17 protein-coding genes are annotated in these 15,528 nt (G+C 70.8%); 9 read left to right on the forward strand and 8 right to left on the reverse strand.

Annotated elements, in window-relative coordinates; translation table 11 throughout:
* Window positions 1–163: 163 nt before the first annotated feature.
* Window positions 164–1,282 (forward strand): phosphoserine transaminase, encoded by a 1,119-nt coding sequence (gene serC, locus ACFVGS_RS34390; protein ID WP_385696097.1) that lies wholly within the window; start codon window positions 164–166, stop codon window positions 1,280–1,282.
* Between the two features lie 159 nt (window positions 1,283–1,441).
* Here serC and ACFVGS_RS34395 read toward each other — a convergent pair whose 3' ends face one another.
* The gene (locus ACFVGS_RS34395; RefSeq protein WP_385696100.1) at window positions 1,442–2,464 is read right to left on the reverse strand and encodes a WD40 repeat domain-containing protein; all 1,023 of its coding nucleotides are present in this window, start codon (window positions 2,462–2,464) and stop codon (window positions 1,442–1,444) included.
* Between the two features lie 79 nt (window positions 2,465–2,543).
* Here ACFVGS_RS34395 and ACFVGS_RS34400 point away from each other — a divergent pair, with 79 nt between their 5' ends.
* Entirely contained in the window at window positions 2,544–3,230 is a 687-nt protein-coding gene (locus ACFVGS_RS34400; RefSeq protein WP_385696103.1) for a GDSL-type esterase/lipase family protein, read from the forward strand.
* 7 nt (window positions 3,231–3,237) lie between these two features.
* On the opposite strand, the gene ACFVGS_RS34405 is transcribed toward ACFVGS_RS34400, so the two are convergent.
* Entirely contained in the window at window positions 3,238–3,639 is a 402-nt protein-coding gene (locus tag ACFVGS_RS34405; RefSeq protein ID WP_384423187.1) for a carboxymuconolactone decarboxylase family protein, read from the reverse strand.
* 52 nt (window positions 3,640–3,691) lie between these two features.
* On the opposite strand from ACFVGS_RS34405, the gene ACFVGS_RS34410 reads away from it, so the two are divergent.
* Both ACFVGS_RS34410 and ACFVGS_RS34415 read left to right on the forward strand, forming a co-directional pair.
* Window positions 3,692–4,246 carry a MarR family winged helix-turn-helix transcriptional regulator gene (locus ACFVGS_RS34410; protein WP_384423165.1) on the forward strand — a complete coding sequence of 185 codons (555 nt, stop codon included), beginning with the start codon at window positions 3,692–3,694 and terminating at the stop codon, window positions 4,244–4,246.
* A 110-nt stretch (window positions 4,247–4,356) separates the two neighbouring features.
* Window positions 4,357–4,947 carry a Uma2 family endonuclease gene (locus tag ACFVGS_RS34415; protein ID WP_384423166.1) on the forward strand — a complete coding sequence of 197 codons (591 nt, stop codon included), beginning with the start codon at window positions 4,357–4,359 and terminating at the stop codon, window positions 4,945–4,947.
* A gap of 39 nt (window positions 4,948–4,986) precedes the next feature.
* On the opposite strand, the gene ACFVGS_RS34420 is transcribed toward ACFVGS_RS34415, so the two are convergent.
* Together ACFVGS_RS34420 and thpR are read right to left on the reverse strand one after the other, a co-directional pair.
* The gene (locus ACFVGS_RS34420) at window positions 4,987–5,979 is read right to left on the reverse strand and encodes an aldo/keto reductase (protein WP_385696107.1); all 993 of its coding nucleotides are present in this window, start codon (window positions 5,977–5,979) and stop codon (window positions 4,987–4,989) included.
* 215 nt (window positions 5,980–6,194) lie between these two features.
* Window positions 6,195–6,779 carry an RNA 2',3'-cyclic phosphodiesterase gene (thpR, locus tag ACFVGS_RS34425; RefSeq protein ID WP_384423170.1) on the reverse strand — a complete coding sequence of 195 codons (585 nt, stop codon included), beginning with the start codon at window positions 6,777–6,779 and terminating at the stop codon, window positions 6,195–6,197.
* Window positions 6,780–6,812: 33 nt separating this feature from the next.
* Here thpR and ACFVGS_RS34430 point away from each other — a divergent pair, with 33 nt between their 5' ends.
* Window positions 6,813–7,325, forward strand: a complete 513-nt coding sequence (locus ACFVGS_RS34430; protein WP_384423172.1) for a GNAT family N-acetyltransferase — start codon at window positions 6,813–6,815, stop codon at window positions 7,323–7,325.
* 60 nt (window positions 7,326–7,385) lie between these two features.
* Here the strand turns inward: ACFVGS_RS34430 and ACFVGS_RS34435 are convergent, their stop codons facing one another.
* The 3 genes from ACFVGS_RS34435 to ACFVGS_RS34445 all read right to left on the reverse strand — a co-directional run bounded on the left by ACFVGS_RS34435 (window position 7,386) and on the right by ACFVGS_RS34445 (window position 9,896).
* Window positions 7,386–7,877, reverse strand: a complete 492-nt coding sequence (locus ACFVGS_RS34435; protein ID WP_385696120.1) for a lamin tail domain-containing protein — start codon at window positions 7,875–7,877, stop codon at window positions 7,386–7,388.
* A gap of 184 nt (window positions 7,878–8,061) precedes the next feature.
* The gene (locus ACFVGS_RS34440) at window positions 8,062–9,426 is read right to left on the reverse strand and encodes an MFS transporter (protein ID WP_384423174.1); all 1,365 of its coding nucleotides are present in this window, start codon (window positions 9,424–9,426) and stop codon (window positions 8,062–8,064) included.
* Between the two features lie 26 nt (window positions 9,427–9,452).
* Window positions 9,453–9,896 carry a MarR family winged helix-turn-helix transcriptional regulator gene (locus ACFVGS_RS34445; RefSeq protein WP_384423175.1) on the reverse strand — a complete coding sequence of 148 codons (444 nt, stop codon included), beginning with the start codon at window positions 9,894–9,896 and terminating at the stop codon, window positions 9,453–9,455.
* Window positions 9,897–10,027: 131 nt separating this feature from the next.
* Between ACFVGS_RS34445 and ACFVGS_RS34450 the strand changes: the two genes are divergently transcribed.
* Window positions 10,028–10,252 carry a ribbon-helix-helix protein, CopG family gene (locus ACFVGS_RS34450; RefSeq protein WP_384423177.1) on the forward strand — a complete coding sequence of 75 codons (225 nt, stop codon included), beginning with the start codon at window positions 10,028–10,030 and terminating at the stop codon, window positions 10,250–10,252.
* On the opposite strand, the gene ACFVGS_RS34455 is transcribed toward ACFVGS_RS34450, so the two are convergent.
* The gene (locus ACFVGS_RS34455; protein WP_384423179.1) at window positions 10,222–11,673 is read right to left on the reverse strand and encodes an NCS2 family permease; all 1,452 of its coding nucleotides are present in this window, start codon (window positions 11,671–11,673) and stop codon (window positions 10,222–10,224) included. The two genes, ACFVGS_RS34450 and ACFVGS_RS34455, sit on opposite strands and share 31 nt — an antisense overlap.
* A 221-nt stretch (window positions 11,674–11,894) precedes the next feature.
* On the opposite strand from ACFVGS_RS34455, the gene ACFVGS_RS34460 reads away from it, so the two are divergent.
* The 3 genes from ACFVGS_RS34460 (at window position 11,895) to ACFVGS_RS34470 (ending at window position 15,453) form a co-directional block, all read left to right on the forward strand.
* Window positions 11,895–12,203, forward strand: coding sequence for a DUF2530 domain-containing protein (locus ACFVGS_RS34460; protein ID WP_384423181.1), 309 nt, complete (start codon window positions 11,895–11,897; stop codon window positions 12,201–12,203).
* A gap of 88 nt (window positions 12,204–12,291) precedes the next feature.
* The gene (locus tag ACFVGS_RS34465) at window positions 12,292–14,715 is read left to right on the forward strand and encodes an HAD-IC family P-type ATPase (protein ID WP_385696113.1); all 2,424 of its coding nucleotides are present in this window, start codon (window positions 12,292–12,294) and stop codon (window positions 14,713–14,715) included.
* Between the two features lie 189 nt (window positions 14,716–14,904).
* Window positions 14,905–15,453 (forward strand): hypothetical protein, encoded by a 549-nt coding sequence (locus ACFVGS_RS34470; protein ID WP_385696115.1) that lies wholly within the window; start codon window positions 14,905–14,907, stop codon window positions 15,451–15,453.
* Window positions 15,454–15,528: the final 75 nt, after the last annotated feature.

Consider the following 15,528-nt stretch of genomic DNA (forward strand, 5'->3'; position numbering starts at 1 on the left):
TCCGGCCTCCGGTGCCGTACGCCGTGCCCCGCCCCGTCCCGTACGCCGTGCCCCGCCCCGTCCCGTTCTCGTGTGATCCCACGACTACACAGTGTCTCAGTCGGCGTCTCATCCGGCGGACATCACCCGGCCCCGGCTTCGCCGACCCGATACGCTCCGCCTCGTGGCCGATATCCAGATTCCCGCTGACATCAAGCCCGCCGATGGCCGTTTCGGCGCGGGCCCCTCCAAGGTGCGTACGGAGGCGCTGGACGCCCTGGCCGCCACCGGCACCTCGCTCCTCGGTACCTCTCACCGCCAGGCTCCGGTCAAGAACCTGGTCGGCGAGGTGCGTGCCGGCATCCGTGACCTCTTCTCGCTGCCCGAGGGCTACGAGGTGATCCTGGGCAACGGCGGATCGACCGCCTTCTGGGACATCGCGACCCACGGTCTGATCGAGAACAAGTCGCAGCACCTCACCTTCGGCGAGTTCTCCTCCAAGTTCGCGAAGGCCGCGAAGCTGGCCCCCTGGCTGGCCGAGCCGACCGTGATCTCCTCCGACCCGGGCACCCACCCGGAGCCGGTGGCCGAGGCGGGCGTCGACGTCTACGCCTACACCCACAACGAGACCTCCACCGGTGTCGCCGCCCCGCTGAAGCGGGTCGCGGGCGCCGACGAGGGCGCGCTCGTGCTCGTGGACGCGACCTCGGGCGCCGGCGGTCTGCCGGTCGACATCACCGAGACCGACGTCTACTACTTCGCCCCGCAGAAGTCCTTCGCCGCCGACGGCGGCCTGTGGCTCGCGGCGTTCTCGCCGGCGGCCCTGGAGCGCGCGGCCCGCGTCCACGCCTCCGGCCGGCACATCCCGGAGTTCTTCAGCCTGCCGACCGCGATCGACAACTCCCTGAAGAACCAGACGTACAACACCCCGGCGCTCGCGACGCTCTTCCTGCTCAACGAGCAGCTGAAGTGGATCAACGGCCAGGGCGGTCTGGACTGGGCCGTGGCCCGTACGAAGGAGTCCTCCGACGCCCTCTACGGCTGGGCCGAGGAGTCCAAGCACGCGACGCCGTTCGTCACCGACCCGGCGAAGCGCTCGCAGGTCATCGGCACGATCGACTTCGCGGACGAGATCGACGCGGCGGCGGTCGCCAAGGCGCTGCGCGCCAACGGCATCGTGGACACCGAGCCGTACCGCAAGCTGGGCCGCAACCAGCTGCGCATCGCGATGTTCCCGGCGATCGACCCGGCGGACGTCCGGGCGCTCACCGCGTGCATCGACTACGTGATCGAGAAGCTGTAGGCGCTTCTGCCGCCCGTACGAGGGGCCCGGCGGCCCGTCGAGGGCGCGGCGGCCCGTACGAGGGGCCCGGTGTCGGACCGGTCTGACGGTCCGACGCCGGGCCCTTTCGGCGTCCTCCCCCGGCCCCACCCGCCCGGCCGGCCCGGCCCGGCCGCCGGGTCAGTCGCGGCGGAACACGCGCTTGAGGCCGACCACGACGACGGTCGCCAGGCCGAGGACGACGACGCCGAGGGCGAAGTTCCCCTGCTCGCCGCCGCCGGTCGCGGAGGGCCCCGCGGGCCCGGCGCCGGGCGGCTTCGAGGTGCCGGAGGTGCCCGGGCCGGCCGTGTCGCCGCCCGGCGACGGTGCGGTGCCGTCGCGGTCGACGCGGACGACCCGGCTGCCCCGGCCCTCCGCGCCGAACATCAGCGCCGAGCCGTCCGCCGTGTACGTGACCGACTCCGCCTGGCCCTGAAAGGGCGCGCCGACGGACGTGCCGTCGTCGCCGAGGCGGCCGTCCTTCCACGCGTACTCCTTGGCGAGGAGGTAGCCGCGCAGGACCAGCCGGCCGCCGTCCGGCGAGAAGGCGCCGTCCGTCACCCAGGGGACTTCCCCGATCCGCCGGAAGACGTTGGTGCGGGAGGCGTCGAGCCGCGCGGGGCCGGCGTACAGTCCGCCGCCGTCCTCGTTCTTGCTGGCGATGTAGACGCGGCCGGTCTTCGGATGGACCATCAGGGCTTCCGCGTTGCGCGGCCCGTCGGCGTACCGCACGTCGTACTGCGTGGCCCGAACGGTCTGGTCGCGCAGCCGCTCCGGCTCCGGGAAGCGGTAGATCCACACGTGGTCCCAGGAGCCGTCGAGGTTGTCGCCGATGTCGCCGACGTAGATGTCGCCGTCGGGGCCGACGGAGATCGCCTCCATGTCGCGGGGCGTGCCGACGCCCTTCATGGTGAGGGTCGCGACCGTCTTTCCCGTACGGGAGTCGACGCCGTAGATCAGGGGCGCGTCCTGGTCGTTGTGCGTCCAGTAGATCCCGGGATGGGCACGGCTCGCGGCGAGCCCGCTGGACTCGGTGATCCGGGGATCCTCGACGGTGAAGTCCCGGTCGGCGTCCGCGGCGATCGTGGTGTCCGCCGCGCCGGCGGGGGCGGCCGCCAGCAGGACGAGGGCCGCCGTTCCCAGGACGCGCAGAGCAGTTCGCATGCCGACCAGCCTGCCACGGGGCCCGTGGTGTCGGGGGTCACGTCGCCCTCGCGGCCGGGCGTCGGTGATGATGTGCCCCATGCGTTTTCTGTTCGTCGGCGACAGCATGACCATCGGACGCGCCGGCGACTTCACCTGGCGGTACCGGATGTGGCAGCACCTGGAGGCCGTGCCGCCCGGCCCCGGCGGGTACGAGATCACCGGCCCGCGCACCGCGCTGTACGAGCCCGCCGACGACGCCGCCACCTCGCACGCGTACGCCGCCCCGGACTTCCCGGCCGCCGCCCGCCGGCACCTGGCGGGCTGGGGCGAGGGCTGGCTGCACATGGCACCGCTCGTCGGCGAGGCGGTGACGGCGGCCCGCGCGGACGTGCTGCTGGTCTCGCTGGGCCTGATCGACCTGGGCTTCTACACGAACAGCGACCAGACCACCGAGAACGTCCGTGCCTTCCTGACCGCCGCCCGCGCCGCGAACCCCCGGGTCCGGGCGGTCATGCTGCCGGTCATCCCGAACGTCCGCGCCGAGTACGACGCGCCGTTCGCCGCCGAGTGCGCCCGCTTCAACGAGCTCCTCGCGAAGACGGTCGCGGACCTGGACACCGCGTCCTCGCCGCTCCTCCTGGCGACGGTCCCGGAGTCGTACGACATCCACCAGGACACCTACGACGGCACCCACCCGGGCCCCACGGGCGAGCACAAGCTGGCGGCGGCCTTCGCCGACGCGATGCACCAGGCGTGGGGCCTGGGCGGCCCGTACCGCCACTGACCCCTGGTCAGGCGGCGCGGGTGAGCCGGTTGGCGAAGGTCGAGACGGTGTACGTGCCGATGCCGAGGACGACTTCGAGGGCGTTCTGGCGGGTGTAGCCGTGGCCCAGGAAGGCGTCGAGGTCGTCGTCGGAGACCGCGCCGGAGGCGGCGAGGACCTGGAGGGTGAACCGACGTACGGCGGCGAGGCGTTCGGGTGCGGGCGCCGGGCCGAGGGCGGCGAACTTCGACTCGTGCATGTCGACGCACAGGTGGCACTGGTTGCGCTCGGCGACGGTGAGGATGACGGTCTCGCGGGAGTGCGGGTCCAGGGTGGTGGACTCGAAGATCTCGCTGAGCCTGAGGAAGCCGTCGAGGGTGTGGGGCGACTCCTTGAGGAGCGCGACGGCGTTCGCGGTACGGGCGGACATGTCGGCGGTCGTGACGGCCTGCGGCAAGGTGACTCCCCCTGGAGAAGCTAGAATGGACAACATGGTTGACCATGTCGACGAGGAAAACGTAAACCAGGTTGTCGATCCGGGCAAGGGGTTTCCCCCGGAAGCGCGCGAGACGCCCGGCTTCGAGCTGCCCCTGCTGCTCTTCGCCGGCTTCCGCACCCTCATCGACCGGCTCCACGCCGAACTCGCCCGCCAGGGCCACCCCGACCTGCGCCCCGCCCACGGTTTCGCGCTCCAGGCCATCGCCGGGAGCCCGCACGGCTCCACCGCCAGCGACATCGGCCGCCGGCTCGGCGTCTCCAAGCAGGCGGCGGGCAAGACGGTCGACCGGCTCCTCGCCCTCGGCTACGCGGAACGCGCCGACGACCCCGCCGACGCCCGCCGCAAACTCGTCCGCCTCACCCCGCACGGCGTCGACGCCCTCACCCGCTCGGCCGCCGTCTTCGACGCCCTGCGCGCCGAGTGGGCGGCCCGCCTCGGCGCGGACCGGGTCCGCGACCTGGAGACGGCCCTGCGCGCCGTCGTCCCGGCCGAGACCACCTACCGCCTGGACGCGACGAGCTGGCTCGGCGGGGCGTGACGTGCCCACGGACGGTGGCGAGTTGTCGCCACCGGCGTGCCGACGGCGCCGTGCGTATCGTTGGATCGCGCGCGTCACCCGTCGAGCGACGGCCGGGGAGGAGCGCCACGATGACTGCCGTGGACGACAGGATCGAGATGGCCGTGACAAGCGGAGAACCGACCTTGGACGAGCTGTTCGAGGCACTGGAGCGGATGCCCGTCCCCGAGGGATACAAGGTCGAGATCGTCGAGGGGGCCGTCTACATGGTGCCGCAGCGGAACGTGCACTGGCAGATCATCCGCCGGGTTGTCCGGGCTCTGGAGGACGAGTTCGGCGAGGACGTCGAACTCCTCTCAGACGTACGGATCGACTTCCCCGGGAGCCTGAACGGCTTCTGCCCCGACGTGGTCAAGGTCCGGGACGAAGCCGTGCCGGACGACGAAGGTCGCTGGAGCTATTCGGACATCGAATTCGTCGCCGAGGTCATCTCCAAGGGCACCGCTCGCAATGACTACGAGCCCAAGAAGGCCGTCTACGCGGCTGCCGGCATCCCTGTCTACCTGATCGCCGATCCCTATCAGGGCAGGTGCCACGTCTTCACCGAGCCGAAAGACGAGCACTACCTCAGCGAACTCGTCACCGACTTCGGGATGGACGTGGACCTCACCCGCACCCCACTCGGCATGGTTCTCCGGACCGACAAGTTCCGCCGCGACTGACCCGGCAGAACCCGTCGGCCCGGACGGGTCGGACCGGCCTCACCAGGCGAACGCCTCCGGCGCCGGACCCGGACCCGGGAAGATCGCGTCGAGGCCCGCCAGGACCTCCTCGCTCAGCTCCAGCTCCAGCGCGCGCAGGGCGCTCGTCAGCTGTTCCGGGGTGCGCGGGCCGATGATCGGGCCGGTCACGCCGGGGCGGGTGAGCAGCCAGGCCAGGGCCGTCTCGCCGGGGTCCAGGTCGTGCTTGTCGAGCAGGTCCTCGTAGGCCTGGATGCGGGCCCGCTCCACCGGGTCCGCGAGCCGCTCGGCGGTCCGGCCGCCGGCGCGGCGGCCGCCCTGCACCTCCTTGCGGAGGACCCCGCCCAGCAGACCGCCGCCCAGCGGCGACCACGGGATCACGCCGACGCCGTACTCCTGGGCGGCCGGGATCACCTCCATCTCGGCGCGCCGCTCGTAGAGGTTGTAGTGGCACTGCTCGCTGACCAGGCCCACCATGCCGCGCCGGGCGGCGGCCTCGTTGGCCTGGGCGATCTTGTATCCGGGGAAGTTCGAGGAACCGGCGTAGAGGATCTTGCCCTGCTGGATCAGCACGTCGACGGCCTGCCAGATCTCGTCGAAGGGCGTCAGCCGGTCGACGTGGTGGAACTGGTAGAGGTCGATGTAGTCGGTGCCGAGCCGCTTCAGGCTGGCCTCGACGGAGCGCCGGATGTTCACGGCGGACAGCTTGTCGTGGTTGGGCCAGGCGGGCCCGGCCTCCGCGGCCATGTTCCCGTACATCTTGGTGGCGAGGACCACCTTGTCGCGGTGCGCGGGGTCCTTGGCGAACCAGGACCCGATGATCTCCTCGGTGCGTCCCTTGCCCGCGGTCTGGCCGTAGACGTTGGCGGTGTCGAAGAGGTTGAGGCCCGCGTCGAGCGCGGCGTCCATGATCGCGTGGCTGGTGGATTCGTCCGTCTGCGGACCGAAGTTCATGGTGCCGAGGACGAGTCGGCCGACCTTGAGTCCCGTGCGTCCGAGCTGCGTGTACTCCATGGAGATCAAGCCAACTGCCTGGAGTCCACTCGAAGCAAGGGGTTACGGGAAGGAGCGGGAGGAGCAGGACGAGCGGAGACGGACGGGTGACGGCCCAGGGGGCCGGCGCGCGGCTACTGTCCGCCCACCACCGACGCCACCGCGATGATCGCGAACATCAGGACGAGCACACCGGCCATGATCCGGTTACGGGTTTTCGGGTCCACCATTCGAGGTTAACGCGCCGGTTCGGCCGCTCCGCCCAGGGGCCACGTGGCGATCGTCTCGTAGCGCGGCTGCCTGCCCGGCGGGCCGCCGCCCGGCAGGTGGCTGCGGACCAGGGCGAGCTCCGCGACCTGCCAGCGGCTGCCCTCGAAGGGGTCGAGGGCGGTGACGAAGGGGCGCAGGTCCAGGTCGGTGGTGCGGGAGCGGGCCACGGTGAGGTGGGCCTGGTAGCGGCGGTGCTCGTCCATCGCGACGCCGGCCCGGCGGGCGGCGGCGTCCGCGCGCTCGGCGAGCAGCCGCATCTCGTCCAGGCCGCCCGCCGCGCCGGTCCACAGCACCGCGCGGCCGAAGTGGCCGCCGCCGTGCAGGCGCAGCGGGAAGGGCGCGGTGCGGTGGGCGGCGCGGCCGAGCCGGGCGTGCAGGTCGGGCAGCAGGTCCTCGTCGACCTCGCCCATGAACGCGAGGGTGAAGTGCCAGCCGGGCCGGGAGGTCCAGCGGAGCCGGTCGGCCCCCGGCAGGTGAGCGAGCCGGTCGACCTCGCGGCCGAGCTCGTCGAGCTGCGCGGGCGGCGGCAGGACGGCAGCGAAAAGCCTCATGGGTCGAGTCTGGCAGGGACTACCCTCGGCCGGATGGATACCGGGATCAAGATCAGGCAGGGCGGGCCGGAGGACGTTCCCGCGATGCTCGCGATATTCGACAGCGCGGTCGTCTGGCTCAACGAGCGCGGCATCACCGCCCAGTGGGGCACGGAGCCGTTCACCTCGCGCCCCAGGACGGTGGAGCTGGTCGAGCGGGTCGCGTCCGAGGGCACTCCGTGGATCGCGGAGATCGACGGCGTCCCCGCCGGCACCCTCACCCTCACCCCGCACCCGGGCCAGTACGTGGCCCCGGCCGACGAGCCCGAGCGGTACGTCCGCTACCTCGCCACCGACGCCCGCTTCCACGGCCGCGGCGTCGGCGCGGCCCTCCTCGCCCACGCGGCCTCGGAGACCCGCCGCGAGGGCGTCTCCCTGCTGCGGGTGGACTGCTTCGCGGGCAGCGAGGGCCGGCTGGTGGCCTACTACGAACGCCAGGGCTTCACCCGCACGGAGACGTTCACGGTGAACGACTGGCCGGGCCAGGTCCTGGAACAGCGGGTCTGACCAGTCAGGACGGCCGCGGCCGGGTGGCGCGAGGTCCGGGGGCCCCGCGCCGGGCGGTCCTCAGCCGTGGAAGGTGATGTAGCCGTTCCCGTCGCGGTCGTTGCCGCTCTTGGTGTACGAGTGGGTGTCGGCGTAGGCGCCGCCCGGCTTGATCAGCTTGATGGTGTCGCGGTCGTTGTTCCAGATGAAGTTGCAGTTGTTGCGGTAGGCGACGTTCTTGGCGTCGGACTCGGTGCCGTAGTTGCCGCGCAGCTGCACGTAGTCGCCCGGCTGCAGGTAGTGGTTGATCCGGAAGGTGTACGAGTTCCCGGCCGCGTCCTTCACCACGTAGCCCTTGAGGTTCACCGTGGCGGTGCGGGAGTAGTTCTTGATGGTGACGAACTCGGCGGCGGTGTTGCCACCGGAGCACCGGTTGGAGTCCGGACCCGGCGCGTCGTACTGGACGCCCTTGATCTTCAGGGCCGAGGAGTACTCGGTGGCCTGGGCCGGTGCGGCGGTGAGGGCGGCCAGGCTGCCGGCGGCGAGAGCGGCGGCTATGGCGGCGGAGCGCATGCGCAAGTGAAACCTCCTGTGGCTGCGGGCACTTGAGCGGCACTCAACGTACACACAATCTTCACGGCGCCGCCCCGTAAACACCTGAACTGAGACAGTCGCCTTCCGGCGCACCCGGCCCCGGGCACGGCGAAGGGGCCGGGGTCCCGTGACAGGACCCGGCCCCTTCGGCGTGTCGTTCCCGCTATGCGGCCGGTGCCAGGGTCGGGCGGTGGTCCTGGGGGACGAAGCGGAGGCTCGGGTGGCCGTGGTGCCAGCCGACCGCGAGCTTCAGGCCGCCCACGCGCGCCAGGATCAGGCCGATGACGGCCGCGGCGGCGAGGGAGACGAGGCCGCCGGTGGCGAAGCCGACGCGGGGACCGTACGTGTCGGTGACCCAGCCGAGGAGCGGGGCGCCGATCGGGGTGCCGCCCGCGAACACCATCATGTAGAGGCTCATCACCCGGCCCCGCATGACCGGGTCCGTGGCCATCTGGACGGCCGAGTTCGCGCTGATGTTGACCGTCAGGCCGATCATCCCGATGGGGACCAGGAGCAGCGCGAACAGCCAGAAGGAGGGCGACAGCGCCGCCGTGATCTCCAGGACGCCGAACACGCCCGCCGCGACGACCAGCTTCCGCAGCCGGGTCGAGCCGCGCCGGGCCGCGAGCAGCGCGCCCACGAGCGAGCCGGCCGCCATGAGGGTGTTCAGGAAGCCGTACGTACCGGCGCCGACGTGGAAGATCTCCTCCGAGAAGGCGGTCAGCCAGATCGGGAAGTTGAACCCGAACGTGCCGATGAAGCCGACCAGGACGATCGGCCAGATCAGGTCGGGACGGCCGGCGACGTAGCGCAGGCCCTCGCGCAGCTGGCCCTTGCCCCGCGGCGCGCGCTCCACCTTGTGGAGCTCGGCCGGGCGCATCAGGAGCAGGGCGGCGAGCGGGGCGAGGAAGGACAGGCCGTTGATGAGGAACGCCCAGCCGCTGCCGACGCCCGCGATGAGCAGGCCCGCGACGGCGGGTCCGATCAGCCGGGCGGACTGGAAGTTCGCCGAGTTCAGCGAGACCGCGTTGCGCAGCCGGTCCGGTCCGACCATCTCGGAGACGAAGGACTGCCGGGTCGGGTTGTCGACCACGGTGACCATGCCGAGCAGGAAGGCGATCAGGTAGACGTGCCAGACCTGGACGTGCCCGCTGAGGGTGAGGGCCGCGAGGGTCAGTCCGCACAGGCCGAGCGCGGCCTGGCTGACGAGGAGGATGCGGCGCTTCGGGTAGCGGTCGGCGATGACACCGCCGTACAGGCCGAACAGCAGCATCGGCAGGAACTGGAGCGCCGTCGTGATGCCGACGGCGGCGGCGGAGCCGGTGAGGCTCAGGACCAGCCAGTCCTGGGTGATCCGGGCCATCCACGTACCGGTGTTGGAGACGATCGCTCCGGTGAAGAACAGCCGGTAGTTCCGGATCCCGAGCGAGGAGAAGGTCCCCTCGCTCCGGCGGTCGCGCTGACGTGCGCGGGAGTAGGTATCGGATTCATGGACGGGTGCGGAGTCTGCTCCGGGTCCCGTACTCAAAGTGCGTCGCCTCCTTGGCTCCGGTTCTAGAGGTGGGCGAGCTTCTCCAGGACCGGGGCGGCTGCGCGCAGCTTCGCCCATTCGTCCTCGTCCAGACCTTCGGCGAGGGTGGCGAGCCAGGCGTTCCGTTTACGGCGGGACTCTTCCAGCATGGACTCCGCCTGCTCGGTCTGCCTGACCACCTTCTGCCGACGGTCGTCGGGATGTGGCTCGAGCCTGACCAGTCCCTTGGCTTCGAGCAGCGCGACGATGCGGGTCATCGAGGGCGGCTGGACGTGCTCCTTGCGGGCCAGCTCGCCAGGGGTGGCGGAGCCGCAGAGCGACAGGGTGCCGAGCACCGACATCTCGGTGGGGCTCAGCGATTCGTCGACGCGCTGGTGCTTCAGGCGTCGGCCCAGCCGCATGACGGCGCTGCGGAGCGCGTTCACGGCGGCGGCATCGTCGGCGGTGCCGTGCGACAGGTCAGGCATGTCCTTAGCGTAACTCATTACTCTCTCTAAAGACCAATCGAAAACCTTCCGTCGCAACCTGTCACCCAAATGAGTGAGACCGATCCGGAAAGTGACGCGCGCGGCCCTTCCATGGCGCGAACCTGACGGGCATGGAATCGACCGTGCTCAGCCTGCGCGTCGACGGAGAGCTGCTCGAACGGCTCCGCGGACACGCCGCCAGAAGAGGAATGAGCGTCCAGGACTATGTCGTCCGGACGCTCATTCGAGAGGACTTCGACGAGCGGTTCAAGACCGCCGTCGACGAGACGGAGAAGTTCTACGGGGCGGGTGACGCGCCCCGGCCTCAGGTCAGCCCGAGTGCCGGCATCGCGTAGTAGAAGACGAAGACCGCCGACACGACGTACATGGCCACCGGGACCTCACGGCCCCGGCCGGCCGCGAGACGCAGCACGCTGAAGGCGATGAAGCCGATGCCGATGCCGTTCGTGATCGAGTACGTGAACGGCATCATCACCATGGCCAGGAACGCCGGCACGGCGATCGTGAAGTCGCTCCAGTCGATCTCCTTGACCGACCCGGCCAGGATCAGGAAGCCGACCGCCAGCAGGGCGGGCGTCGCCGCCTGCGACGGGACCATCGTGGCGAGCGGCGTGAGGAACAGCGCGACCGAGAACAGTCCGCCGGTCACCACCGAGGCAAGACCCGTACGGGCGCCCTCGCCGACGCCCGCCGTGGACTCCACGAAGCAGGTGGTGGCGGAGGAGGACGTGGCACCGCCGGAGGCGACGGCGAGGCCGTCGACCAGCAGGACCTTGTTGATGCCCGGGAAGTTGCCGTCCTTGTCCATGAGCTTGGCCTCGTCGCCGACACCGAGGATCGTGCCCATGGCGTCGAAGAAGCAGGACAGCAGCACGGTGAAGACGAAGAGGACGCCGGTCAGCACGCCGACCTTGCCGAAGCCGCCGAACAGGCTGACCTGGCCGACGAGGCCGAAGTCGGGCGAGGCGACCGGGTTGCCGGGCCACTCGGGCGTGGTCAGGCCCCAGGAGGGGACGGTGGCGACGGCGTTGATCACCATCGCGACGATCGTCATCACGACGATGGAGATGAGGATCGCGCCCGGCACCTTGCGGACGATCAGCGCGAGGGTGAGCAGGGTGCCCAGGACGAACACGAGCACCGGCCAGCCGGTGAGGTGACCGTCGCCGCCGAGCTGCAGCGGGACGGTGGTGTGGGCGGCGTCCGGGATGCGGGAGACGAAGCCCGAGTCCACCAGGCCGATGAGCATGATGAACAGGCCGATGCCGATGGCGATGCCCTTGCGCAGGCCGACCGGCACGGCGTTCATCACGCGCTCGCGCAGACCGGTCGCGACCAGCAGCATCACGACCAGACCCGCGAGGACGACCATGCCCATGGCGTCCGGCCAGGACATCTTCGGGGCGAGCTGGAGCGCGACGACCGTGTTGACGCCGAGCCCGGCGGCGAGCGCGATCGGCACGTTGCCGATGACACCCATGAGCAGCGTCGAGAAGGCGGCCGTCAGCACGGTCGCGGTGACGAGCTGGCCGCCGTCGAGCTGGTGCCCGTACATGTCCTTGGCGCTGCCGAGGATGATCGGGTTCAGCACGATGATGTAGGCCATCGCGAAGAAGGTGGCGAAACCGCCGCGGACCTCGCGGGCGACGGTGGAGCCGCGCTCGGAGATCTTGAAGAAGCGGTCGAGACCGGAAGCGGGCTGCTGCGGAGCGGAAGGCTCCGGAGAAGTGGCCTTGGCGGTGGCCGTGGTGCTCATGGGTTGTCCTCGTATGGTCAATTTGGCGGTTCATACGAAGGGAACTCGCCAGAGGCAAACCGTTTCAGTATGAACAGATGAACGAGCGGGAGTCCATCTCCGCGCGTAGACCTTCCGACGGCCCCTCGGGGGCCCGTACGCCTTCGGCGGGGCGGCCCGTGCGCCTTCCGCGGCGCGGACCGTACGAGGGCCCGGAAACCCGCCCGCCTAGACTGGGCCGCATGGCGAAGTGGACACCGAAGCACGAGGCACCCGAGCCCCTGGAGGGGCCCGTCGTCGCCACCATCACGGGCGGCACGATCCTCTGGTTCGTCCTGTTCCTCGTCCAGGTCCCCTTCTACGGCTGGTTCGACGACCGGGACCTGACCTGGTGGGTGTGGACCTGCCTGGCCGGCGCCGGCCTGGGCCTCATCGGCATCTGGTACGTGCGCAAGCGCGACGCGGCGATCAAGCGGCACGAGGCGCGGCAGAAGGCGGAGCGGGAGACGCGGCAGGAGACCCAGCAGGGGACGCAGCACCCAGCCGTGTAGTACCGCGGGACGGTTTTCGTCCTACCCCGGTCCGATGTTCGGACTTCTCGGCGGGTGAGCGGCCGATTCCCGCCGTAACGTCGAAAACATGACTCAGCGGGCGAAGATCGACCTCGAGGGAAGCGGGACCGGCGGAAGGGAGACCGCCGCGGCGGAGCCGGCCGTCGTGCACCGTCCGGCCGGCCTGACCTCCGCCGAGGTCGCCGAGCGCGTGGCGCGCGGCGAGGTCAACGACGTCCCCGTCCGCAGTTCCCGCTCCACCACCGACATCGTCCGCGGCAACGTCTTCACCCGCTTCAACGCGATCATCGGCGTGCTCTGGGTGATCATGCTCTTCGTCGCGCCGATCCAGGACAGCCTCTTCGGCTTCGTGATCGTCGCCAACACCGGCATCGGCATCATCCAGGAACTCCGCGCCAAGAAGACCCTCGACAGCCTCGCCGTCATCGGCGAGGCCAGACCCACCGTCCGGCGCGACGGCGTCTCCGCCGAGATCTCCACCTCCGAGATCGTCCTCGGCGACCTCATCGAGCTCGGCCCCGGCGACAAGGTCGTCGTCGACGGCGTGGTCGCCGAACACGACAACCTGGAGGTCGACGAGTCGCTGCTCACCGGCGAGGCCGACCCGGTCGTGAAGCGGCCCGGCGACCGGATGATGTCGGGCTCGTTCGTGGTCGCCGGCGGCGGCGCGTTCACCGCCACCAAGGTCGGGCGCGAGGCGTACGCGGCGCAGCTCGCCGAGGAGGCCTCCCGCTTCACGCTCGTCCACTCCGAGCTGCGCAGCGGCATCTCCACGATCCTCAAGTACGTGACGTGGATGATGATCCCGACCGCCGTCGGGCTCGTGATCAGCCAGCTCGTCGCCAAGGACAACGACTTCAAGAACTCGGTCGCCCGCACCGTCGGCGGCATCGTCCCGATGATCCCCGAGGGCCTGGTCCTGCTCACCTCCGTCGCCTTCGCGATCGGCGTGATCCGGCTCGGCCGCAAGCAGTGCCTCGTGCAGGAGCTGCCCGCGATCGAGGGCCTCGCACGGGTCGACGTCGTCTGCCTCGACAAGACCGGCACGCTCACCGAGGGCGGCATGGACGTCACCGAGCTGCGCACGCTGAACGGCGCGGACCAGGAGTACGTACGGAAGGTCCTCGGCGCCCTGGGCGAGTCCGACCCGCGGCCGAACGCCTCGCTCCAGGCGATCATCGACGCCTACCCGGACGCGGAGGACTGGCGCTGCACGGAGGCCCTGCCCTTCTCCTCCGCCCGGAAGTACAGCGGCGCCGCCTTCAGCGAGGGCGACGGCGAGAACTCGACGTGGCTGCTCGGCGCGCCCGACGTGCTGCTCGCGCCCGGCGACCCGTCGCTCGCGGACGTCGACCGGCTGAACGAGCAGGGCCTGCGGGTGCTGCTGCTCGCCCGCACGACCCGGGAGCTCGACTCCCCGGAGGTGGCGCAGGGCGCGACGGCCACGGCCCTCGTGGTCCTGGAGCAGCGGCTGCGGCCCGACGCGGCCGACACGCTCGCGTACTTCGCCGACCAGAACGTCGCCGCGAAGGTCATCTCCGGCGACAACGCGGTCTCGGTCGGCGCGGTGGCCGGAAAGCTCGGGCTGCCGGGCGCCGCGCACACGGTCGACGCCCGGAAGCTGCCGGACGAGCGGGAGGAGATGGCGCGGGTCCTCGACGACAACGCGGTCTTCGGCCGGGTCACGCCGCAGCAGAAGCGGGAGATGGTCGCCGCGCTCCAGTCGCACGGGCACACCGTGGCCATGACGGGCGACGGCGTCAACGACGTCCTCGCGCTGAAGGACGCGGACATCGGCGTGTCGATGGGCTCGGGCTCGGAGGCGACGCGCGCCGTGGCCCAGATCGTCCTGCTGAACAACTCCTTCGCGACGCTGCCGTCGGTGGTCGCCGAGGGCCGCCGCGTCATCGGCAACATCACCCGTGTCGCGACGCTCTTCCTGACGAAGACCGTCTACTCGGTGCTGCTGGCGATCCTGGTGGTCGTGAGCCAGGTGGAATACCCCTTCCTGCCGCGCCACCTCACCCTGCTCTCCACCCTCACCATCGGCGTCCCGGCCTTCTTCCTGGCCCTCGCGCCCAACAAGGAGCGCGCGAAGCCGAACTTCGTGCGCCGGGTGATGCGGTACGCGATCCCCGCCGGCGTGATCGCGGCGGCGGCGACCTTCGCGACGTACCTCCTCGCCCGGGCCTACTACACGGGCCCGGACGCCCTGGACGCCGAGACCAGCGCGGCCACGCTCACCCTCTTCCTCGTCTCCATGTGGGTCCTCGCGATCATCGCCCGCCCGTACACCTGGTGGCGCGTCGCGCTCGTCGCGGCGATGGCCGGGGCCTTCCTCCTGGTGCTCGTCGTGCCGTGGCTGCAGGACTTCTTCGCGCTGAAGCTGGTCGGGGTGACGATGCCGTGGACCGCGGTCGCGATCGCGGCGGCGGGTTCGGCGGTGCTCGAACTCGCGTGGCGGTGGGTGGGGCGGCGGTTCCCCGCGTGAGGCGTCCGGCGTAAGGGGCGGAGGGCGGCCGGCGCGGGAACGCCCGATGAAAACCAAACCGGCGGTATGTAAATCGGCTGAATCGCTCGACGGGAGCACATCTGTTCGGCCAAGCTGTCCTTAACGCGCCTTCACACAGGCCGCGTTGAACAACAACAGCATCTGCACACACATACGTACGGGGGAAAGATGGCAGGTATCGCCCAGCGCTGGTCCGCACGCATGGCCGGCGCGGCGGCCGCAGCCGCACTGATCTTCGGCACCACGACCGGGACCGCGTCCGCCGTGACCGGCCCGACCCCGACTCCGCCGTCGATCCAGGTCGACGAGACCGCGAACTACGCGGTGGTCGCGACCCCGCACCCGGACACCACGGGCTGCAACGGCTACAAGGTGACCGGATCGGGCACCGTCACCGGCGTCCCGACCACCAACGGCACCTGGACGCAGGACGAGACGGCCTGCACCGCGACCATCCCCGGCAAGTGGGACATCAAGGGCACGGCGACCATCGCCGAGCCCGACGGCGACAAGCTCGTCATCAGCTACGCCCTCACCGCGCCCCTGACCTCGGACACCACGGTCTACCCGTCCGGCACCTGGACGATCCTCTACGGCGTCGGCACGTACGAGGAGACCACCGGCGGCGGCACGATGAACGCCACGGTCAACCTGCTCGACCACGACCACGTGACCTGCAAGCTGCTCGGCTCCTTCCGCTACAAGTACCAGATCTGACCGAACATCACCCCACCCGGCGGGGCCCGCGCGGCACCCCCCCGCCCCCCCCCTAGGGTATGACCACGGACCCCC

Source organism: Streptomyces sp. NPDC127114 (genome assembly GCF_042677525.1).
In the GTDB taxonomy this organism is placed as follows: Bacteria; Actinomycetota; Actinomycetes; order Streptomycetales; family Streptomycetaceae; genus Streptomyces.